19 protein-coding genes are annotated in these 22688 nt (G+C 51.2%); 15 read left to right on the top strand and 4 right to left on the bottom strand.

Annotated features, from left to right (window positions below):
• From ACFVSO_RS01115 to ACFVSO_RS01075, 9 genes are all read left to right on the top strand, one after another.
• Positions 1-1833 (top strand): ABC transporter ATP-binding protein, encoded by a 1833-nt coding sequence (locus tag ACFVSO_RS01115; protein WP_387469200.1) that lies wholly within the window; start codon positions 1-3, stop codon positions 1831-1833.
• 400 nt (positions 1834-2233) lie between these two features.
• Positions 2234-2926 (top strand): ABC transporter ATP-binding protein, encoded by a 693-nt coding sequence (locus ACFVSO_RS01110; protein WP_387469198.1) that lies wholly within the window; start codon positions 2234-2236, stop codon positions 2924-2926.
• The gene (locus ACFVSO_RS01105) at positions 2901-3929 is read left to right on the top strand and encodes an efflux RND transporter periplasmic adaptor subunit (protein ID WP_387469195.1); all 1029 of its coding nucleotides are present in this window, start codon (positions 2901-2903) and stop codon (positions 3927-3929) included. The genes ACFVSO_RS01110 and ACFVSO_RS01105 overlap by 26 nt, the downstream gene beginning before the upstream one ends.
• A gap of 78 nt (positions 3930-4007) precedes the next feature.
• The gene (locus ACFVSO_RS01100; protein WP_387469193.1) at positions 4008-6881 is read left to right on the top strand and encodes an ABC transporter permease; all 2874 of its coding nucleotides are present in this window, start codon (positions 4008-4010) and stop codon (positions 6879-6881) included.
• Between the two features lie 3 nt (positions 6882-6884).
• The gene (locus tag ACFVSO_RS01095; RefSeq protein ID WP_120108980.1) at positions 6885-7757 is read left to right on the top strand and encodes an ABC transporter ATP-binding protein; all 873 of its coding nucleotides are present in this window, start codon (positions 6885-6887) and stop codon (positions 7755-7757) included.
• Between the two features lie 180 nt (positions 7758-7937).
• Positions 7938-8699, top strand: a complete 762-nt coding sequence (locus tag ACFVSO_RS01090; protein ID WP_387469190.1) for an SDR family NAD(P)-dependent oxidoreductase — start codon at positions 7938-7940, stop codon at positions 8697-8699.
• A 71-nt stretch (positions 8700-8770) separates the two neighbouring features.
• Positions 8771-9877, top strand: a complete 1107-nt coding sequence (locus ACFVSO_RS01085) for a substrate-binding domain-containing protein (protein WP_387469188.1) — start codon at positions 8771-8773, stop codon at positions 9875-9877.
• A 134-nt stretch (positions 9878-10011) separates the two neighbouring features.
• Positions 10012-11811, top strand: a complete 1800-nt coding sequence (locus tag ACFVSO_RS01080; RefSeq protein ID WP_387469185.1) for an ABC transporter ATP-binding protein — start codon at positions 10012-10014, stop codon at positions 11809-11811.
• A 255-nt stretch (positions 11812-12066) separates the two neighbouring features.
• On the top strand, positions 12067-12426 hold the full coding sequence (locus ACFVSO_RS01075; protein ID WP_387469183.1) for a winged helix-turn-helix transcriptional regulator: 360 nt from the start codon (positions 12067-12069) through the stop codon (positions 12424-12426).
• On the opposite strand, the gene ACFVSO_RS01070 is transcribed toward ACFVSO_RS01075, so the two are convergent.
• The 3 genes from ACFVSO_RS01070 to ACFVSO_RS01060 all read right to left on the bottom strand — a co-directional run bounded on the left by ACFVSO_RS01070 (position 12417) and on the right by ACFVSO_RS01060 (position 14611).
• Complete coding sequence (locus tag ACFVSO_RS01070; protein ID WP_387469181.1) at positions 12417-12944, bottom strand: NAD(P)H-dependent oxidoreductase; 528 nt, start codon at positions 12942-12944, stop codon at positions 12417-12419. The two genes, ACFVSO_RS01075 and ACFVSO_RS01070, sit on opposite strands and share 10 nt — an antisense overlap.
• Before the next feature lie 201 nt (positions 12945-13145).
• Positions 13146-14153, bottom strand: a complete 1008-nt coding sequence (locus ACFVSO_RS01065) for an aldose 1-epimerase (protein ID WP_387469179.1) — start codon at positions 14151-14153, stop codon at positions 13146-13148.
• A 125-nt stretch (positions 14154-14278) separates the two neighbouring features.
• Positions 14279-14611, bottom strand: coding sequence for a LytTR family transcriptional regulator DNA-binding domain-containing protein (locus ACFVSO_RS01060; RefSeq protein ID WP_387469176.1), 333 nt, complete (start codon positions 14609-14611; stop codon positions 14279-14281).
• A 165-nt stretch (positions 14612-14776) separates the two neighbouring features.
• Here ACFVSO_RS01060 and ACFVSO_RS01055 point away from each other — a divergent pair, with 165 nt between their 5' ends.
• The 5 genes from ACFVSO_RS01055 (at position 14777) to ACFVSO_RS01035 (ending at position 20404) form a co-directional block, all read left to right on the top strand.
• On the top strand, positions 14777-15865 hold the full coding sequence (locus ACFVSO_RS01055) for a lactonase family protein (protein WP_387469174.1): 1089 nt from the start codon (positions 14777-14779) through the stop codon (positions 15863-15865).
• Positions 15866-16003: 138 nt separating this feature from the next.
• Positions 16004-17176, top strand: a complete 1173-nt coding sequence (locus ACFVSO_RS01050; protein WP_387470514.1) for an MFS transporter — start codon at positions 16004-16006, stop codon at positions 17174-17176.
• A gap of 149 nt (positions 17177-17325) precedes the next feature.
• The gene (locus ACFVSO_RS01045) at positions 17326-18612 is read left to right on the top strand and encodes a DUF2087 domain-containing protein (RefSeq protein ID WP_387469172.1); all 1287 of its coding nucleotides are present in this window, start codon (positions 17326-17328) and stop codon (positions 18610-18612) included.
• Positions 18613-18653: 41 nt separating this feature from the next.
• Positions 18654-19913, top strand: coding sequence for an MFS transporter (locus tag ACFVSO_RS01040; protein ID WP_387469170.1), 1260 nt, complete (start codon positions 18654-18656; stop codon positions 19911-19913).
• A 92-nt stretch (positions 19914-20005) separates the two neighbouring features.
• Entirely contained in the window at positions 20006-20404 is a 399-nt protein-coding gene (locus ACFVSO_RS01035; RefSeq protein ID WP_387469168.1) for a hypothetical protein, read from the top strand.
• A 61-nt stretch (positions 20405-20465) separates the two neighbouring features.
• Here the strand turns inward: ACFVSO_RS01035 and ACFVSO_RS01030 are convergent, their stop codons facing one another.
• A complete protein-coding gene (locus ACFVSO_RS01030) occupies positions 20466-21734 on the bottom strand; it encodes a BaiN/RdsA family NAD(P)/FAD-dependent oxidoreductase (protein WP_387469166.1) in 1269 nt (422 codons plus the stop codon).
• Between the two features lie 94 nt (positions 21735-21828).
• Between ACFVSO_RS01030 and ACFVSO_RS01025 the strand changes: the two genes are divergently transcribed.
• On the top strand, positions 21829-22674 hold the full coding sequence (locus ACFVSO_RS01025; protein WP_387469164.1) for an alpha/beta hydrolase: 846 nt from the start codon (positions 21829-21831) through the stop codon (positions 22672-22674).
• Positions 22675-22688 lie beyond the last annotated feature (14 nt).

Raw genomic sequence — 22688 nt, 5'->3', positions numbered from 1 at the left:
ATGATGGGAGAAAAAGGTTACCAAAGTCCTGCCAGAGGAGGCATGGTGGCTCGTAAGTTCGGCACTGGGGAAAAGGTAAAACCGGCGAGCATTTTTGCGATGTTTATGCGGGTTTTCGAGCATGCCCGCACGGAATGGAAGGCGCTAGTTACCGCACTGACATGCATCATACTCATATCGCTGCTTGAGTTCGTCGTGCCGCAGCTGACCAAATATACGATTGATACAGTCATTGATCAGAAGCTGTTCAGCCAATTGTTTTATATCGGTGCCGGTATTATCGTAGCGGCGATCTCGCTCGGCATTCTGCGTTACTTGAGCACATCGGTTATGGCTGCAATTGGTCAAAAAGTGCTGTACCGTCTGCGCAACGATCTGTATCGGCATTTGCAGAAGCTGGATGTGGCCTACTATGACCGCAATCGGACCGGCGATCTCATGTCGAGAGTAACGAATGATGTCAGCGTGCTGCAGCAGCTGATTTCATCTAGCATGATGCAATTGTTTACAGACGTATTTACCTTTACCGCTATTGCCGTCTATATGATGTTGATCGATTGGAAGCTAACCTTAATGCTGCTTGCGACGTTTCCATTCATGATTATGACGACCCGCGTATTCGGCAAGCGCATCCGTTCGTCGTTCCGCAAGGTTCAGGAGTCGCTCGCGGATGTAAGCGATCACCTCCAAAATACGCTGACGGGCATTCGCATGATCAAATCCTTCACGGCCGAAGACTATGAGTCGGAGCGTTTCTCCCAGCGGACAAAGCGCAATATGGATGCGAACGTGCAAGTGACCCGCTTGCGTGCGGCATATGAGCCTATCATTGATTTTATTAATTTTGTAGGCCTCGCTATCGTGCTCGTATTCGGCGCGTGGCTGGCGATGAAAGGATCGATGACTGTCGGTACGATCGTTGCTTTTATTGCGTATCTTCGTCTGCTGCAAAACCCGATTCGCCATTTCAGCCGTATTCTCAATTCCATTCAGCAAGCGGCTGCCGCATATGAACGTATCGTTGAAGTTATGAACACGGAGCCGGAGATTACAGACAAACCCGGCGCAGTCGTGCTGCCTTCCATGAAAGGCCATATTCAGTTCCATGATGTGACCTTTTCCTATTCGGGCAACCGGGAGGACGAGGTGCTGAGCGGCTTCGATTTGGAGCTGAAGCCGGGCGAAGTGACAGCACTGGTAGGCTCATCCGGTTCGGGCAAAACGACGATCGCTCATCTGATCACCAGATTCTATGAGGTAGGCGAGGGGAGTATTACGATCGACGGACACGATGTACGCGATGTGTCGCTGGACTCCTTAAGGGAGCAGATCGGTATCGTCACGCAGGATATCGTACTGTTCAACGGATCGATAGGAGAAAATATCCGCTACGGCAATCAGAATGCGACGGAAGAAGCGGTAATGGCTGCTGCCAGGGCTGCCCATGCTGCTGAATTTATCGAGAGCTTCAAGGATGGCTACGATACGCAAATAGGCGAACGAGGCGTGAAGTTGTCCGGCGGCCAGAAGCAGCGACTGTCTATTGCGAGAGCTCTGCTAAAAAATCCGAAAATGATTATTTTAGACGAAGCAACAGCCTCCCTGGATACGGAATCGGAGCAAATGATCCAGACCGCACTGGCGGAGCTGCTCCGAGATCGAACATGCCTCGTCATTGCCCATCGTCTGTCCACCATTCAGCAAGCCGACAGGATCTATGTGCTGGAGAACGGTCGCATTGAGGAGCATGGTACCCATGCCTCTCTGCTGGAGAGAGGTGGCAGATACAGCGAGCTCTATGACATGCAGTTCCCGGTAGCGAATACGCCATAATCATTTCTCTTTAATGTAGGAAATAGAGGCTTTCAGACCATGCGAATAGGCAGGCTGGGAGTCTCTTTTTTATGCAATGACAGTATCGTAGGATCAAACCCGTTAGCCTGTTAGCTCTCAGGCACTAACGAACGTATTGTGATTAGCTCCTGAAAGAAGGAAAATGACACACAAATATGGCGCAGGGAAGACGAATGTAAAAGCGGCGTTCAAAAAGCGAAAAAGAAGTCATTATAAATTGATAATTATGGACGATTTTTTATACTTATGGAAGATTTCCTGTTAGTGTATTTATGCTAATAAGTTGCTATAAAATCACTTGTACTCCCAAGTATGGAAGGGTAGAATGGTAGGAAAAGGTTAATGTAAACGTTTTTAACGAGAGATGGAGGCGAAAGCGATGGAGCCAGCATCATCGGACATCATTGCAGCTAGCGGTATCAAACGAACTTTCGGGAGAGGCTCAGGAGCTGTTCATGTGCTAAAGGGTGTCAATCTGCATATTCCCTCAGGGAGTCTTATCGCATTTAAAGGGAGATCGGGCTCTGGCAAAACAACGCTGATCAATCTGCTAAGCGCACTGGACCGTCCAAGCGACGGCTCGATATTGTTCGAGGGAAAGGAGCTGTCTTCTCTATCGAATCGGGAACGGGATACTATTAGGCGTACGAGAATGGGGCTAATCTTTCAATCGTTTGCACTAATTCCCTTAATGTCGGCTTATGAAAACGTAGAATTTGTCCTCCGGGTATCGGGTTATCCTGCGTCGGAGAGGAAGTCGGCTGCCATAGCGGCGCTAGACCATGTGGGTCTGACCCCACGGATGCACCATCGCCCATTCGAGATGTCGGGGGGCGAGCAGCAGCGGACAGCTATTGCCCGGGCTATTGCGCATAAGCCAAGCCTGCTTCTGGCAGATGAGCCGACAGCCGAGCTCGACAGCCGAACAGGGCTGCAAATTATGAAAGTATTCCGCAGCCTGGTGGAGACAGCGGGGATGACGATCATCATGACCACCCACGATCCCGCTATTATGGAGATTGTTGATCATGTGTATGAATTGGAGGATGGACAAATTGTGGTTCCGACTTAAATCCAAAGCATTCCTAGCACTTATAATCGTAATCGCGTTATCCGGCTGTTCGCTGCTTCCGGCGGAGGAGGAGCCGCTTAAGCCGCCGCTTGTTAAACCGCCGCAAGAGAACTACCGTACGACACCTGTCGTAAAGGGAGCGATCGCTCAAGAAGTAAAGGGCAACGGCACGCTGGAATCCTATTTCTCCGACGCCGTTGAATTTACAGCCGAAGGCGGCCGCGTCAAGGAAGTGTTCGTCAGGGCCGGGGACGATGTGAAGAAGGGCGATCCGCTTGTCCAGTTGGACGTGGGCGATATGGATGTCAATTTGCGTACGCTTGAGATGAATATGCTCGTATCCCGGAAGAAGCTTAGGGAAGCTAAGCTTGCGGAGGACGAAGAAGGACTGCGCATTGCGCAGCTGCAATACGAGATTGACCAAATCAAATATAACCGGCTGCAAGAGTCGTATAGTAACAAGCAACTGGTTGCGACAATGAACGGAAGGGTTACATTTGTCGCGCCGATCGTGGAAGGCGATGTCGTCAAGCCTTACGAGACCATCGTCATGATATCCGATCCTTCCAAGCTGCGCGTATCATTCCAGATCGATACGTCTTCCGATGCGATGAAGGTCACTGTGGGCTTCAACGCTTCGTTGAAATTCGGAACGGAGCTTGTTGAGGGCAAAGTTACGCAGACGCCGAGCAGCGCGCCGCAGACAGATGATGAGATTCTGCGATCCCGTTATAGCACGCATGTGTATGTCGAGACAGACGCGCTCCCGGAGTCGGCTACCATCGGCACGAAATCGGATGTGACGATTCGTCTTCAGGAGAAGGAAGGCGTGCTGCTCATACCTCGCAGCGGCTTGCGCAATTACTTGGGCCGTACCTTCGTACGCATTCTGGAAGAAGGGGACAAAATACGCGAGGTCGATGTCGAGCAGGGAATTGTGGGTTCGACCGAAGTAGAAATTACGAAGGGTCTTGAGGAAGGCCAGTTGATCGTGCTCCAGTAATAGATAGGAATGATGCGCGGGACGACGGACTCGTTCAGCTGTTTGTTGTAATGCCTTTGGACCTGGGAGGTTAATTGCATGGCTTTGTTTGTTATGATTATCCGCAAAATGGTACAGAACAAATGGCTTGTTTTCAGCTTGCTCATCGGCATTCTCATGTCCGTGGCGCTTGTCAGCAGCATGCCGATCTATTCGGAAGGCATATTGTCTCGCATGCTCAAGAAGGATTTGGAGCGCTGGCAGGAAGTGTCCAATCAATACCCGGGCGCCGTCTATTCCACGATGAGCTTCACAGACAAGCCGGATCGCTTCAACGGGATGTTCGAGCGCTACGACACCTTCATCAAGACGGAAGGGGCGCCTGGCTTCCAGCTCCCTGTGCAGGAATTGGTGAACGATGTGGCGTCTACCTCGCTCCGGATGAAGCGGGCGGATGATCCCGAGGAGATCACCGACCGGAATTCGCAGGCGGTCACGGTCAAAGGATTCAGCGATCTGGAGAAGCATATTAAGCTGAAGGACGGCAAGATGCCTTCGGCAACCCCCGTTGACGGCGTATACGAGGTGCTGGTAACTGAGCGTGCGCTCGTTCAGTTCAAGACGGTGCTGAATACCGAGTTCATGGTACATAGCGACAAGATGCCGGCTCCTGTCAAGTTCAAGCCCGTTGGCGTCTTCGAGAAGCTGGAGGACGATGATCCTTACTTCCGCTACGGCAACCTGAGCGATATGAGCACCAGCTTGATTCTACCGTTCGAGACGGGCAAGCAGCTTATGCTGCGTGACCAGAGCATACCGATTACGAGCGCCGGCTGGTATCTCGTTATGGATTATACCAAAATGGAGTTTATGCATGTAAACGCCTATCTGGACACGTATGAAAAGATGCGTCAGGCGCTTCTGCGAAACGTCTCGCTTTATCAGATGAAGGTGGACGCGGTCGCGCATGATACGATCGATTATTACCTGTACCGGGCTGCTAATTTGAATTTGCTCATGTGGGCGCTGAACGTCCCTGTACTTATCATGCTAGCATTCTATATGTTCATGGTATCCAACCTGATCGCGAGCAGGCAGAAGAGCGAAATCGCCGTCCTGCGAAGCCGGGGCGCAGCAAGATGGCAGGTCATTGCGGCTTACTTCGTAGAGGGGCTTATGTTATGCGGCATTGCGCTTCTGGTCGGCCCGTTCCTGGGAGGAGGGCTCACCCGAATATTGGGGGCGTCCAACGGCTTTATGGAGTTTGTTCAGCGTGTTAATCTGCCGATCCGGATTACGGAACAATCCTACTTGTACGGCGCTATTGCAGCAGGGGCATGTCTGATTATTATCCTTATTCCCATTATTCTTGCGACACGGGTCTCCATTGTCGATCATAAGCAGCAGATGGCAAGGCTTGTGAAGACGCCGATCTGGCATAAGCTGTTTCTGGATGTGATCGCACTGGGACTTGCGATATATGGTCTGTATACCTTCAAGACCCGGTTGAAGGACTTGCAATCGCTGGGACTCAGCACCACGGATCTGAATATTGATCCGCTTCAATTCATTGTGCCTGCCTTGTTCATAATGGGCAGCGGCTTACTGCTATTGCGACTGTACCCATGGGTGCTTAGGCTGGTTTACTGGATCGGCAAGAAATGGTGGCCTCCGTCGATCTATGCCACTTTGATTCAGGTAGGCCGCTCCAGCAGCCAATATCAATTTCTGATGATCTTCTTGATCATGACGATTGCAACGGGCGTATTCAGCGCTTCAGCGGCAAGAACAATCAACTTGAACTCCGAGGATCGGATTCAATATGGCAACGGGGCAGATATGGTACTGAACGTGAACTGGATCAATGACGCGCCGCCTCCTCCGACGATTGGCGGCGGTCCGGGTGGCGGCGGAGATACCGCCTCGGTGCCTAAGCGCGTCAACTACCTGGAGCCGCCATTCGAGCCGTTCCTGAATTTGCCTGGAGTGGAGCATGGAGCGAAGGTATTTACAAAAGAAAAGGCTTTTTATACGTTCAACAAAGATACGGCTGAAGTGACGCTAATGGGAATCGAGACGGATCAATTCGGCATGACCACCTGGTTCCGTGACTCACTGATGGATTATCCGCTTAATGATTATTTGAATCTGATGGCGGCTGAATCGGACGCGGTCCTCATTTCAAGCACGCTTGCCGAGCAGAAGAAAGTCAAGGCGGGGGATACGATCTGGATTGGCTGGGAGGGCGTAACCCAGCAGCCTTTCCGTGTATTCGGAGTCATCGATTACTTCCCGACCTTTAATCCTATGCCGACAGCAAGCATTGTTCCTGTAGGCACGAATAGAGCTCCGATGCTGATTGTCGGCCACCTGTCCCGCATTCAGCTGCAGCTGGCAATGGAGCCGTATCAAGTATGGCTTAAGCTGAAGCCTGACGCTACGACTGCGGAGCTGTACAAGGGCATTGAAGAGAGCAAGCTGGCAGTCAGCAAAATTACCAATACAAAAGAGGATTTGATTCTTGCCAAAAATGATCCGTTCCTGCTGGCGCTTAACGGTATTCTGACGCTTGGCTTCGTCATTTCTTTGCTGGTCAGCTTTATTGGCTTCCTGCTTTACTGGGTATTGTCGCTGCGCGGCCGGACGCTGCAGAACGGCATATTGAGAGCCATTGGATTATCGGTAGGCAATCTGATCGCTATGCTGGCAGTCGAGCAGGTGCTTACATCCGGCGTTGCCGTCTTGCTCGGCATCGTCGTCGGCAACCTGGCGAGCATGCTATATGTGCCGAACTTCCAGATCGTATTTAATCCAAGCAGCCTCGTGCCGCCGTTCCTCGTGCAGATTGATCCGGGCGACATGGTGCGCATCTATTGGATGGTAGGCATGATGCTCACTATAGGCATCGGCATTCTGGCATACATGCTGTCCAGACTCCGCATCCATCAGGCTCTGAAACTCGGGGAGGATTAAGCGATGATCCATTGCGAAGGACTTGTGAAAATATATAAAACGGCGGACCTGGAAGTGTTTGCGCTGCAGGGCCTGGATCTCCAGATCGAATCCGGCGAGCTGATGGCGATTATCGGCAATAGCGGAAGCGGCAAGTCGACGCTGCTGAATATGCTTGGAGGCTTGGACCGGCCGACCGCAGGCAAGCTGATTGTCGACGGCAAGGATATGCTGAAGTTCAAGGAGCGGGATCTGGTGCGCTACAAGCGCCAGAGCGTAGGGTTCGTCTGGCAGAATAACGCGCGCAACCTGATTCCGTATCTGACCGCACAAGAGAATGTCGAGCTGCCCATTCTTCTGACAGGCAGCCGCAAGCGCTATCGGGCGAAGGAGCTGCTGGAGGCGGTAGGGCTGAGCCATCGGGCGAACAACAAGCTGTACCAGCTCTCCGGCGGCGAGCAGCAGCGCGTAGCGATTGCAATCGCCCTTGCGAATCATCCCAAGCTGCTGCTTGCGGATGAGCCGACGGGCTCCGTCGATTCGAAGATGTCGAATCAAATTCTGGATTTGTTCCGTGAGTTGAACCGGTCCATCGGCATTACGATTGTTATTGTCACGCATGATCCGGAGCTGGCGAAGAAGGTAGATCGGGTAGCTGCGATTCGGGACGGGAAGATTTCCTCGGAAATGCTGCGCAAGCGATCATATGCGGAGGAGCTTGCAGAGCTGGAGCTGGAAGGAAGCTCGCATGTCGAATATGCGATTCTGGACAAGGCGGGAAGGCTTCAGGTACCGGCAGCTTATCTGGAGACGATCGGTCTGAAGAATAGCAATAAAGTAAGAGTGGAGATGAATGAAGGCAAGATCGTCATTCTTCCTCCTGAAGACAAGGAGTAATATCAACGAAGCTTATTCGACATTAGAAGTCAGGCTGCATGCAGAGCTGGCATTCTGCGGCGAATAAGCTTTTTTTCTCCGTTCTCTTCGGCGATAACTTATTGACAATTTGTTAGTGTGATCGATAATTAGTAATATAACAAATCTAACCAATACGTTAAGACGAGGAGAGCATCGGATATGAAGATCGAATTAGGCGGCAAAAATGTGCTGATAACAGGTGCAACGGGGGATCTTGGGCGAGTCATGGCTCGCACGCTGGCTGACTGCGGAGCGAATATCGCCATTCATTACCACTCGAATGAACGGAAAGCTGTCGAGCTAAAGGCAGAGATCGAGATAAAGGGCAGACACGCGATTGCGGTGCAAGCGGACGTCACTCGTGAAGACGATGTGCTCCGTATGAAAGAAGACATAACCGCAAGCCTTGGCGCAATCGATATTGTAGTAGCCAATGCAGTTGTTCAATATCAATGGACGACCGTTCTGGAGCAGCCTGCTGCCGATTACATCAGCCAATTCGAATCCTGCGTACTCCAAAGCGTCTTTCTGGCAAAAGCATTCCTCCCGGCGATGAAGGAAGCCGGATATGGCAGGCTGATCGGCATCAATACCGAATGTGCGATGCAGAACTTCGCGACACAGTCCGCGTACACTGCCGGCAAGCGGGGAATGGACGGACTTTATCGAGTACTTGCGAAGGAAGTAGGAGAGCACCAAATTACTGTTAACCAAATTGCGCCCGGCTGGACGATTAGCGATCGGGACAGGGATAACCATAGCGAGATTAACGAGGCGTACAGCAGCAGCGTGCCGCTGAAGCGGAGAGGGACAGATCAGGAAATTGCGAATGCAGTAGCCTTCCTGGCATCGGACTTATCCAGTTTTATTACAGGGGCGTACATTCCAGTAAATGGCGGCAATGTGATGCCAGCGATCTAATATTCGGATCAGAAGTCAAATGACGGACCATGAACAGAGTGTAACAAAGTCGAAAGTGGGGTGAACAAGCCGTGTCTAACAAAATTACGATGCAGCAGATTGCAGATTCGGTGGGCGTATCGAAATTCGTCGTATCGAAGACGCTTTCTGGCAAGGGAGGCGTAAGCGAGGCTACGAGAGAGCGCGTTATTGCGGCGGCTGCCCAACTGGGATATTTCACACAGAAGCATGCGTATATGCATGCTGCGAAGACGGAGCCGACAGCAGATCCGTCCAAAAACCGCCAGTCGGTACTGCTGCTGATGCCGAATATCCGGTTCCAGACGAAAGAATCGCTATATTGGGGACGAGTCATGGATGGTATCTCGTCCAGACTGGAACAGGACGGTTACGGTATGATTATCGTGTCGGAGCAGAGCGTGGAGCATTTCGTGGATATACTCAATCCGAGCGGAATTTTGGGCTTAATCGGTGTAGGGGAGATATCGACCTCCTTACTGCTGGAAGTGCATCGGATCGGCCTGCCAATGGTGCTGGTAGATCATGAAGATGCACTGATTCCGACGGATACGGTGTTTGCCAACAACTACGAAAGCGTCTACCGGCTTACGAAGCATCTGATTGGCATGGGACATCGGAGGATGGTGTTCATTGGAAACGTGGCGTATTCACGCAGCTTTCTGGATCGCTTCCTAGGCTTTCGCTCCGCGTTAGAGGAACGCCTGCCAGAGGCGAGGAAGCTGGCCAAGGATGATCTGTTGCTGTCTCTAGATGGGCTGGAGCAAGCTGAATTGGTAGAAGCCATCAAGCAATGGGCTATTGAAAGCATGAGCCGGAATGACTTGCCGACAGCACTGGTATGCGCTAATGACCGGATTGCCATCGGGGCGATACAAGCGCTTGCGGAGCTTGGTCTATCTGTGCCAGAGAACATCTCGGTCACAGGCTACGATAATATTGAGGATGCCTATCGTAGCGATCCGCCGCTGACGACTGCGCATGTGCCCAAGGAAGCGTTGGGGAAAAAAGCGGTAGAGCGGCTGTTCGGCCGAATTGCAAACAAAAACGAACCGCTGGAAAAAATTATGCTAACCTGCGATTTGCTGTACCGCGGGACGACTTATCCAGTGAACGAGGATAAGACTGCCAAACGACACCGCTTGCCGGGCAAGCCATAACCATAGAGCACAATTGAATAAAAGCATCGCACAATCACACATTTACACCTCATCCTTTTGGGCGTATGATGGTTGCCGTAGCCTACTGTTAAGAGCGATTGACGGAATAGGCAAGCTGCGGAAGGATGAGATGCATGGCTGAAAGCATAGCCGGAACAAGGCCGGGCGCTTCACTGGGAAGCACGCTGGAGCAGGCGGCGCTCGAGAGGGAAGCCACTCCCCTCAAGTTTTTGCTGTCCATTTACAAGGGGAATTTTTTAAACTTGGCGATATCGCTCTTATTCCTTGTGATCAAGAGTTCGCCGGTCTATGTGTTACCCATCGTTACGGCCAATATTATTAATATCGCGACGGATCCTGTGAATCATCCCGTTAGCGGATTATGGATCAACTTTGCGGTTGTGATGGTCGTTATTTTGCAAAATATACCTACCCATGCGGCATATATTTCATTTCTCAGCCGGGCCATCCGATTCGTGGAAGCGGGCCTGCGAAGCGCATTGGTGCGCAAGCTGCAGCAGCTGTCCATCAACTCGCACCGAGAGCTGCCGGCGGGCAAGCTTCAATCGAAGGTGCTTCGCGACGTAGAGGCAGTCGAGATGATGTCGAAGCAAATTATGATCGCGCTGATGCCCGCGATTCTTAATATCGTGATCGCTTTTGCAATTACGGCAACATACAGCTGGCTTGTATCGGCATTTTTTATATTGACGATTCCGATGTCTGTGTTTCTTGTTACGATATTCAGACGCAAGATCAAGCAAAAGAACAAGGAATTCCGGCAAGAGATCGAGCAAATGTCCTCGCGCGTATCGGAGATGGTTGAGATGATTCCCGTTACGAAGGCGCATGGACTTGAAAAGGTCGAAATCCGCAAGATTGATTCCACGCTGCGCGTCATTCAAGGCAAAGGCTATCAGTTGGATATCGTGGAAGCGTACTTCGGCGCGTCGAACTGGGTATCGTTCCAAATCTTTCAGGTATTCTGCTTAATGTTCACCGCGTATTTGGCCTATTCGGGCCAAATTCCTGTCGGCGATGTCGTGCTCTATCAAGGCTATTTCGGCATGATTCTGACATCCATTACGGGCCTTATTACGATTTACCCTCAGCTCGCCAAGGGATTGGAATCGATCTCATCGATACGCGAAATTCTGATGTCGCAGGATATTGAGGACAATAAAGGCAAGATGAAGCTGTCTGATGTGCGGGGCGAATTCCGGTTCGAGGATGTGGAGCTGTCGTATCCCGGCAGCGAGCATCATGTGCTGGAGCAGGTTTCGCTTGTTGTTAAGCCCGGCGAGTGCATCGCATTCGTAGGCGCTTCGGGCGCAGGGAAATCGACGATTCTCAATCTGGTTATCGGGTTTCTGCAGCCAACAGCGGGAAGGGTGCTCGTCGACGGCATCGATTTGTCCTCCATTGATTTGCGGAGCTACCGGAAGCATCTTGCCGTCGTTCCGCAGACGAACATCTTGTTCTCAGGTACGATCCGCGACAACATTACATATGGCCTGAACGAGATTACAGAGGAACAGATTCAGCGCGTTGTCGAGATGGCGAATTTGAGAGATTTCATCGACCGTCTGCCGGATGGTCTGGATACGCTTGTCGGCGAGCATGGCGGCAAGCTGTCCGGCGGCCAGCGGCAGCGTATTGCGATCGCGCGGGCGCTTATCCGTGATCCGCAGGTGATCATACTCGACGAGGCGACCTCCGCTCTCGACAATGAATCCGAATTCCATGTCCAGAAGGCCATGCAGCAATTGATCAAAGGCAGGACGACATTTATCGTGGCTCACCGTCTCTCTACAATCCGCGATGCCGATCGCATCGTAGTGATGAAGCAAGGGCGGATTGCGGAAGTGGGGACATTCGTAGAGCTGGTGGCGGCGGAAGGCGAATTCTATCAATTGAAGAAGCTTCAGCTATAGCTATTATTAACCTAAAGCATAATAAACGGGGAAAGGACGGGGCATTGGCCCGTCCTTTTATTATTGGGACTGCATAAGCTTCTTCCGCCATCAATCAGCCAGGAGTCCGCGATCGATGTCGTTCAGAAGCCGAATGACACTCTGATAGAAGCCGACTTGGTATTTCATAGAATCCATCTCATAAAGGAGGCTGAAGTGTTATCATATATCGTATGATTACAAAGTACGTATATAGGATAAAAGGAGAGTGTAATAATGGATAAAACCTGTGTACCGACAGGTGTCGATATGAAAGCGACCGGCTTTGGGCATACGCTGTCCCTGATTGGCGGCAAATATAAAATGATTATTTTGTATTGGTTATCTGAAAATAAGGTTATGCGGCATAACGAACTCAAACGGAGCATAGGCACCATTTCATTTAAGACGCTAAGCCTGATGCTGAAGGAACTTGAGGCGGATAAGCTTATTATTAGAAAAGAATATCCTCAGGTGCCGCCGAAGGTGGAGTATTCTTTGTCTGATCGCGGTCTCTCCCTTATTCCTTTGCTTAATCTGATGTGCGAGTGGGGAGAAAACAACAAATTGCAGGAAGTTGCTGCAACTTACAATTGATCAATAAAGCTCAGGTAATCTCTTGCGCTTATTGCCAGATCTTCGGGGGAAGTTCCGTGTTCAGTACCATATATGGCAAAGAACGAACGATAGTCGGCCTCGCAATACATTGCGGTTGTTTCGAAGGGCACCAAAACTTCTTCTAATGTAAATTTATATTTTCCGCTCGGGCTGTAATCCTTCTGTTTAATCCCGGCAGAGACAGCAAGGGCTATTTTTCGGTTCTTAAGTTTATCACCCTTCAAACCATAAGCCCACCCGTAGAGAAATACTTCATCCAGCCACTTCTTCAGAAGAGGCGGACAGTTAAACCAGTAAACAGGGAATTGTAAAATGAGGTTGCCATGTTCTTCAATCTGTTTCTGTTCCTGCTCCACATCTATATTTCCATCGGGGTACACCTTGTAAAGCTCATGAACCGTGTACTTCTCTGGATATTTAGTAAGCTCCTCTACCCATTTTTTGTTAATGGCCGAGTTTTCCATATGCGGGTGTGTGACGATTACGAGTGTTTTCATAACGTGTTCCTCCTTATTGGTTCGTGCATGATGAGTATATAGCTACCACGATAGCTTCGTAAGTACGCACATTTTTTTCATCTACTTACCTAAAGGTTAGTTTTAGATTTGATTTTCAGCATGAATCCTATATTTCTGCACAAAAAAACGCCCCGGAAAAGGGCGCTTTGTTGGATTCGGATGAACCATTCTAACTATAAATTACTTAGCGGATCGGAAATAAAAGCGGCTGGTCGCTTCCCATATGCCCCCCGGCTCAAGCGCCAGGAGCGCCGTCTGCTCATGCGGCAGGTCGACATTAGGTGCATTGACCAGATTAATTTGCGGCTCGGGACAGAAGAAGCCCGGGGTGGCTTTGTTGTTCCAAATCATCCAATGCTTGTACGCAGCCCCAACGTCATAGACAAGCGTGACGCCTTCGCGCGTATCGGTCAGCTCCATTGCATGGCGGCCGCTTGCGTTCGCGGTGCTTGTATAATGATTGTCCATAGGCTCCCAGAACGGAGACAGACCGGTTGTTTTCATGAGCACCTCTTCCGGAAGAAGCGGCTGGTGCTTGCCTGTAGGAAGCATACGCTCATCGAGCTCCCAGCGCTTGTCTATCGTCATCGTGTAGCGATAATCTTCCGGCGCGCTCTCTGGCGCGAAAGGCGCATTGATCGTCGTATGGAAAGCGAGCATGCATGGCATGGCCTCTTCGCCGTTATTTTTGACGATAACATGCTGCAGCAAGCCGTGTTCGCTAAGCGAATAACGCAGCGAAATGGTAAACCGGTGAGGGAGGTAGGCATAGATCGGGTGACCTTCTTCAACCGTAATGCTGAGGCTCACGAAGCTCTCTTGATCGGTCGTGCCGTAGCTGTCTACGTTCCAGATGGAATCCAGGAAGAAGCCATGGAGATGGTTGCCAGTACGCTCTTCATTGATAGGGAAAGTATAGGTGCGGCCATTCCATGTGAATGTACCATCCTTATAACGGTTCGGAGGAAATAATACCGGAATGCCGTAAATGACGGAATTGGACCGGAAGAGGTCCATTTCATCGGCGGCCGGTTCTCTTAAGATGGTGTAATGTTTCTCCGTATCGCGGAAGGCGATCAGATTGGCGCCCATGCGAGGCAGTACGGCCGCCTGGTAAGGCCCCCATTCCAGCCAAACGGCGGGTTCGTCGTAGTAGGATTGCTCGTAGGCTTTGCTATGTACTGTCATTGTCAGTAGTCCTCCTCGATTAAGTAGCGGTTATTGCTAGAATAGCAGGACCTGGGAAATTGAACAACCGTCCGATTCAGAGGAATCGGACGGTTGTCTGTCGTACGAGTTCAATTGGCCTTCTGCTATTGACGCTTGGAGATGAGCTGTTTAATTTCTTGCTGCTTCCTGCGGTTGACCGGCAGTTGCTTCGCGTCGGAATGCTCCGGGCCGAAGTAGACCGTCCCGCTGACCACCGAGGCAATCTTTACGGTGTTTATGTAGCAGGAAGAGCTGATTTGCACAAAGTTCTGTTTGGAAATCAGATTCTTCAATTCGTCGGCAGTCATTCTTTTTTTTCTATTATAATTTCTGCCATGGAAGCTCACGAGCCCCTGCATCCCGAGCTTGAAATAAAGCACATCCGACTCCACATCAAATTCCTCGTATACATTCCGATCCTGTAGCGCAACATTCATCACAAAATCCCCCTTAAGAAAATTGATCACCTGAAATGTTAGCGCTTACATTGTAACACATTATCGTCTAAATGTGAAGCTATATTCTGAAAAAAGACATTGTATGACTTCATGGCATGTGCTATGTTCACAGTAGGGAATTAATAGGAGAAGGGTTGGGTTGTCATGAGTACGTCTGCTAACGGCTGGAACGAAGGGATTTTCTATGTAGGGTCGTACGGCGAGAAGAAGGATGCGACCATTCATGTATGTAAAATAAACAAGGAAACAGGAGCGCTTAGCATCGTACAGCGTGTGAATGGAGTCGAGAACGCCTCGTTCCTCGCCTTGCATCCTGACGGGAAGCGGCTGTATGCCGCCAAGGAAATCGAAGCATCGAATGGCGTTGCCGGCGGGGAAGTCGTCGCAATTGCCATTCAGACGGATTCCGGCCTGCTGGGCGAAGTTACGAGCCTGGCTTCTACAGTAGGCGCACATCCTTGCTACATCAGCGTCAACGAAGCGGGAACAGCGCTCTACGCCGCTAATTATACAGGGGGAAGCATCTCGCTTCATCCGCTCACGGCTGACGGGGAACTGGAGGCGGCTAGCGCTGTCATGCAGCATGAATGCGAGCCCGGGCCTGTCGCCGACAGGCAAGAGAAGCCGCATGCCCATTGTGTGTCTCCAGTACCCGGAACACCTTATGTATGCGCGGTTGACCTGGGTATGGATGCGGTTGTGACGTACCGTCAAGAGGGACGGACGTTGGTTAAGACGGACGAGACTGCATTTTTCCGCGGAGCGGGACCCAGGCATATTGCGTATCATCCCTCGCTTAACGTCGCTTATGTCGCGAATGAGCTGGCATCCAGCGTAACGTTACTTAGAATAGATCGGAATGCTGGCGTCCTCCGCGTAGAGCATACCTATTCCACTTTGCCGGAAGGCTATGAGGGGTACAATGACTCGGCGGATATTCACGTTTCTGCTGATGGACGTTATTTGTACAGCTCCAACCGCGGACATAACAGCATTGCCGTATTTGCGATTTCGCCTGAGTCGGGCGAGCTCTCGCCGATTCAGCATATAAGCTGCGGCGGCGAGCTGCCGCGCAACTTCGGCATTACGCCAGATGGTGCGTATGTGCTGGCGGCGAATGGAAAAACCAATAATATCGCCGTATTCCGCAGAGATCAGGAGCAAGGGACCTTATCCCCGACGGGACATGAGCTTGAGCTGAACATTCCGGTCTGCATCCGGTTTGGCCTATAGCAATAGCATGTTGTAGCGCAACAATCACCCAGTGATAACACCAAGAGAGGTATGAAAGGCAGGTCCTATTCTTTGTCTACGAACCAACCAGCGCCAAAAACGGCTGGAGATACGCTGCGTTCCGCAACCGTCTATACGATGTTGTTTGCCATCAGCTCTGTACATATGCTTAATGATGCCATGCAGACTGTGGTTACCGCGCTATTCCCGATTTTCGAGCAGTCTCTGAAGCTTTCGTACGGTCAGATCGGATGGATCGCCTTTACGCTCAATATGACATCCTCCATCATGCAGCCTGTTGTAGGCGCATTGTCGGACCGATGGCCGCGCCCATGGATGCTGCCGGTGGGCATGCTGTGCAGCATGGCCGGCATGGCAGGGCTGGCGGTATCGCCTAACTATGCGCTGCTGCTGTTATCTGTCGTGTTCGTCGGGCTAGGCTCCGCCGTCTTTCATCCGGAAGGTTCTCGCGTCGTTCATATGGCTGCCGGCAACCGGCGTGCGTTCGCGCAATCGATCTATCAGGTTGGCGGCAACTTCGGACAATCGCTCGGACCCATCATGACGGCAGCGATATTTATTCCGCTGGGACAGCGTGGAGCCGCGTGGGGGATGCTGCTGGCTGCACTCGCGATTGCGGTATTGTTTAAAGTGGTGCCATGGTACGCCGCAAGGCTTGCGGAACATGGAGGCAGAGTGCCGAAGAAAAAAACGGCGGCATCCGATTCGAAGGCTGGACGCGCAGCGAATAATAGAGTCGTAGCCATAGCGCTTTCTATTCTATTGCTGGTCGTATTCGCGAGGTCGTGGTATGGAGCGGCGATTGGGAGCTTCTATCAGTTCTACGCTAGGGATACTTATGCGCTGACGATCCAGTCGGCACAGGTACTGCTGTTCCTGTTCATGATCTTTGGCGTTCTTGGCACGTTCTTGGGCGGTATACTTGCCGACCGGATCGGACGGAAGAAGATGATGCTGATCTCCATCCTGGGAGCGGCGCCGTTTGCCTTGATCTTGCCGCATTTGCCGCTTGTCTGGGCTTATCCCGTCATTGCTTTGCTAGGCTTTATTTTGCAATCCGGCTTCTCTGTCAGCGTCGTGTATGCGCAGGAGCTTATGCCGGGCAAGGTTGGCACGGCTTCGGGCCTCATTACAGGCTTGGCGTTCGGCATGGGGGCGCTTGGCTCCGTTATCTTGGGGAATGTGGCGGATGTGCAAGGTATGGAATTTGTCATGCTGCTTGCGAGCTTCCTGCCGCTCTTTGGAATGCTGGCGTTATGGCTGCCGAAGGATCGCAAGGAAACGCTGTAAGGCGCAGGCGATATGCTTACTTGAAGGGCTGGACCAATTGGTTCAGCTTTTTTTATGATGCCATATTGCAATAAAACAAACGTTTTGATATTATGTCTATATAATAAGCAAACGATAATTAAATTAGTCTATATAAGGTGTGGATGAAAATGAATCTGGATGAACGCTTCTGGAACGCTTCAAGCGAGGAGATCAAGCAAGGCTACGTATATGAAGGCCGCACACAGAGTTATTGTTGCCTGCTTTGCGGAGAGCAGTTCGAGGAAGGGGAAATATTCAAGCTGCCGGACACAGATCGATTGTTTACCGCGGCGAAGTATGCAGGATACCATGTTCAATCCGCTCATGGCTCCATGCTGGACTATTTGCTCAGCCTGGACAAGAAAGCCTCGGGATTGACGGATGTGCAGAAGCAGCTTGTTCGCGACTTTGCGCAAGGGCTGTCGGACCGCGAGATTGTACAGCGTACGGGCGGCAGCGCCTCCACCATTCGCAATCATCGCTTCGTCTTGAAGGAGAAGGCCAAGCAAGCGAAGGTGCTACTGGCTGTCATGGATCTGATGGAGGGTGGCGAGGAGAGCGTCCCGAAGTTTATGCCCGTTCACCGGACGGCTACGGTGATGGATGAGCGGTTTGCAATTACAGAAGAGGAGTACGACAAGATTCTTCAGCAGTATTTGCCGGAAGGTCCTGAGGGCCCGCTCGCGTCCATACCGGGCAAAGAGAAACGCAAAGTAGCGTTGCTTCGCCATATGGCGTCGTTTTTTAAGCTTGGCGAGCGGTACACGGAAGATGAAGTGAATGTGCGGCTGATGGGATTTTCCGACGACCATTATGTATCGCTGCGCAGATATTTGGTGGAATATGGATATTTGGACCGCGAGGACGACGGTTCCGCTTATTGGATTCCGATTAACGGGAAGGATGGGGTCAAGTTGAAAGAAAAAGAAAAAGAAAAAGAAAAAGCGAAGGTACAACCGGAAGCAGCGGCTATCGGCAGCGGCGAGATGGAGAAGAAGGGCAAGAATAAGCCGGACAAAGCGGCTCGCAAGACGATGACAGCCGAATATCAGGACCGGGTTCGTAAGATGGGCGTCTACGGAATCAAAAATAACGAAAACGGCCGAATGTTTATTGGCGCCTCTACTAATATGGACGGATTATGGAACAAGGAGCAATTTATCCTGGATCTGGGGTCCCATATGAACAAAAAACTGCAGCAGGAATGGAAGCAATTCGGGCGGGAGGCCTTTGCGTATCTCATCCTTGAGACGGTTAAAACTGAGGAAGATATCCGCTATGATTACAGAGATGTATACGATGCGGAAGGCAAGGAGCTAGCGAATGTGGCCAGAGACTACAAACGCAAGGTGGAAAGCCTGAAGGAGGAATGGCTGGAGAAGCTGAAGCCATTTGGAGAACAAGGTTATCATTAGAATGGACTGGAAAATTATTGGATAGGCAGCGGAGGGAGATCATGTCTGAACAGGCATTGCCGGCTCAGCCGGCAGGGAAGTTATTAGGCAATACCTTTTTTCAAACGATACTTTTGTCCAACGTGTTGCTGCAAATCGGAATCTGGATTCGAAATTTTGCGATTCTGATGTATGTCACAGACAAAACAAGCAATGATCCATTTGCGGTAGGACTAATGACATTTGTGGAGCTTCTGCCCATCTTTGTCTTCTCCTTTATCGGGGGGACGTTCGCCGACCGGTGGAAGCCGCGATTAACAATGATCTGGTGTGACCTGTTGTCGGCCGTATCCGTCTTTGCCGTTCTGATTACAATTATGTACGGCTCCTGGCATATGGTCTATCTGGTTACCTTTGTATCTGCGATCTTGTCGCAATTCTCGCAGCCGTCAGCCATGAAGCTGTTCAAGCAGCACATCGCTCCGGAACAGCTGCAGCAGGCGATGGCGATGTTCCAATCGCTGGTCGCTATCTTTATGGTAGTCGGACCGTCGCTTGGCGTAATCAGCTATCACCGTTTTGGAATTGAGATTTCCGTAGGCATCATGGGTGTTGCCTTCCTGCTCTCTGCTCTCGTGTTGTTCCGCATTCCGCGGGACAAGGAGATCGAGAAGAAGGATGCGAACGAGAAGGGCCGCTTCTGGAGCGAGCTTGGCGACGGGCTGAAGTACGTATGGCGCAGTCCGGTACTCCGATCGCTCGGCGGCACGTTCGCGCTTGCAGGCGTTGCGGTCGGCACGACGCAGACGCTGGGTTTGTTCGTAGTCATCGAGCGCCTTGGCCAACCGAAGGAGTTTCTGCAATATGTGCTGATGGTGAATGGCGTTGCGATGCTGCTTGGCGGCGGGCTGGTTATGATGATGGCCAAGAAGATTTCACCGCAGAAGCTGCTTGCAATCGGGATATTGCTCAGCTCGTTCACAATGGCGGGGATCGGCTTGTCCACCAGCGTTCCACTGTCGCTATCGCTGCAATTTATAGGCGGGCTCGGATTCCCTTGTATTCAAATCGGGATCAGCACGATGATACTGCAATGGACGGAAGAGAAATTTATCGGTCGTGTCAACGGCGTTCTATCGCCTATGTTTATGGGCATGATGGTCGTCATGACCTTGGTGGCGGCCAAGCTGAAGCAGCACTTTCCACTTGTCGGCATTTATTGTACGGCTGCAGGGCTAATGTTTCTTGCGATGCTGCTGCTGGTGCCGTTATTCAAATATCGTGCGGAAGTCCGGACAGGGGAGAGGGAGACGGCTGCATAACGGTTGATGAGCATGACATGATTTTCCCCATAAGTTGGCATGCTATGAGAAGCAAGGAGCCTACCATTCCAACTGACGAAAGGGAGATGTGCTTGTCACAGCTGCATTCGGCAATCTTATTCGACTTTAGCGACAACAAAAGCGCGGAGCTGGCGAGGAACATGCTGCAGGAGCTGGGCTATGATCCCGTGACGCATAACGACCGCCAACTGCATATTCATGTGGATGGGAGCGATCTGACGTCCGCACTGGAGATTGCGCAGTCACATGGCGGCCAATTGGTCGAACAGGCGGCAATCGAAGAAGAAGCGATCACTAATACGGCCTACGCGCTGGACGGGATTACGATTCCAGCCCATGTGGTGAATGAGGACTGGATTCATGAAGAGGAATCGGGGCTTCACAATCGGGATTCCGGCACGATTAACGAAGAGGAATTCCTCCCGGATTCCGAAACCTATAATCACTTCTCAGGCGATGTCCATACGTAGGACGCAGCCTAAGCAGGAAGGGAAAGGCGCTGTCGAACTTGGTTCGACAGCGCCTTTTATGTCAGGAATATTCCATAGTCTCCGCCGCATGCTTGCCGGCGTTGTAGCCTGTTGTGAAAGCGGCCGTAATGTTGTAGCCGCCCGTATAGCCGTGAATGTCCAGCACTTCTCCGCAGAAGTAAAGGCGATCCATCCGCTTGGATTGCATCGTCTTAGGATCGATTTCCTTCAGATTGACGCCTCCGCCTGTGACGAATGCTTCTTCAATAGAGAGCGTGCCGTTAACCGAAACGGGAAACGACTTGGCGAGCTTGGCAAGCTCCATCCAGGCTTGTTTCGGAATATTGTCGTACGTAATGTCCTCTTTGAGTCCAGAGAGTCCCAGCAGCAGTGGAATAAGCTTTTCCGGAAAAAAACCTTTCAGCGCATTTTTGACGGCTTTTCGGGACTCTTCCTTGCACAGAGCCATCGTCTGCGCATAGATCGCATCGGCAGTTAGCTCCGGGAAGAGATCAATTGATGTTTTAACGGCTGTACCGCCGTTTTTCCATTGCTCCTTCACGACAAATTGACTGCATCTGAGAACGATCGGCCCAGATATGCCGAAGTGCGTGAAGATCATGTCGCCGGTATGCTCAATTAATTTTTTGCCTTTTCCATTCCATACGGATAACGTGACCCCGCGAAGGGATAATCCTTGCAGCTCTTTGCTGCGGATGAAGGATGCCTGCGACGTTAAGGGCACCTCTGTCGGAAAGAGTTCTGTGATGGTATGACCGGCTTCCTCGGCCCAGGCATAGCCGTCTCCGGTAGAGCCGGTATGCGGCACAGACTTTCCTCCGACTGCAATGATAACAGCTCCGCTCCGAATCGTCTCCCCTGATTTCAGCAAAACGCCGGCCGCCCGGCCAGTCTCATAGATGACCCGGCTTACAGGACTATTCACCTTTACATCAACGCCAAGGGAACGGACTTTGCCCACCAGTGCATCCACGACTGTCTTCGCCTTGTCGCTTACAGGGAACATTCTGCCATTGTCCTCTTCTTTAAGCTGAATGCCCAGCCCTTCAAAAAATGCAATAATATGCCTATTATTAAAGGTCGCAAGAGCTCCATGCAAAAATTTACCATTACCTGGAATATTTTTGATTAATTCATCCAGTTCCTTCGCATTCGTGACGTTGCAGCGGCCGCCGCCGGATATGCCGAGCTTGCGCCCCAGCTTGTCGCCCTTGTCTAGCAGCAGAACTCTTGCTCCGCCTTCTCCTGCGGCTACACTCGCCATCAGACCGGATGAGCCGGCCCCAATTACAATCACATCATAATCCATGACATTGCTCCTATATTAAAACATTCTCTATATTCAAATTCATGGTTTCCAGTATAATTTAATTATATTACTCGGGCAAGGAGGTCGATTCATTATGCTTCGTGAAGAATGGGAAGTGCTTGGAACGGAAGCGAAGAGACTGTATGTAAGAGAATGGCTGCCAGAGGCGGAGAAGCCCAAGGCGCTTATTCTAATTGTCCATGGCCATGGAGAGCATGGAGAGCGTTATCGCTATGCTGCCAAGCGGATGACAGAGGCCGGGTATGCCGTAGTCGCTTATGATTTGCAGGGACACGGGCGTTCAGAAGGGAAGCGCGGGCATATGAGCGCGATGGACGCCGCAATTGAGGATGCGCTTCGTGTTATGGAGGAAGCCAAGGAGCGGCATGCCGATATTCCGGTTTATTTGTACGGACACAGCATGGGAGGAAATATTGCGCTTAATTGCGCCATTCGCAGGAAGCCGGACATCGCCGCTCTCATTCTGACAAGTCCTTGGCTCAAGCTGGCTTTTAATCCTCCGGCTATTAAGGAATGGATGGGGAAAGGCGTGGCGAGAATATTCCCGACTTTGCCGATGTCGACTGGACTGAAGCCGGAGGATCTGTTCCGGCCAAGCGATTTGGGCATTCCGCCTATTGGCGAAGATCCGCTTAATCATACAACTATAACACCTAGAGCCTATTTGGAGGTACAAACGGCTGGCGAGTGGGCGCTAAGGAATGGAACAGATTTGCATGTGCCGCTTCTGCTCTTGCATGGGGACAGCGACCGGATTACCTCATTTGAAGCAAGCAGACGTCTGGCAAGCGATCTGGGGAGCCGCTGCGATTGGTATCCCAAGGAGGGTGGGCTGCACGAGCTGCACAACGATATAGACGGCAAGGAAACGTTGAATTTTATCATCGATTGGATTCGTCGGAGGCTTTCATATTACTGACTAATTGCTTCATG

The organism is Paenibacillus sp. NPDC057967 (genome assembly GCF_042887015.1).
GTDB lineage: Bacteria > Bacillota > Bacilli > Paenibacillales > Paenibacillaceae > Pristimantibacillus.
Note: the sequence above shows the minus strand (reverse complement) of the source record. Positions and strands in the feature narration are given on the sequence as shown.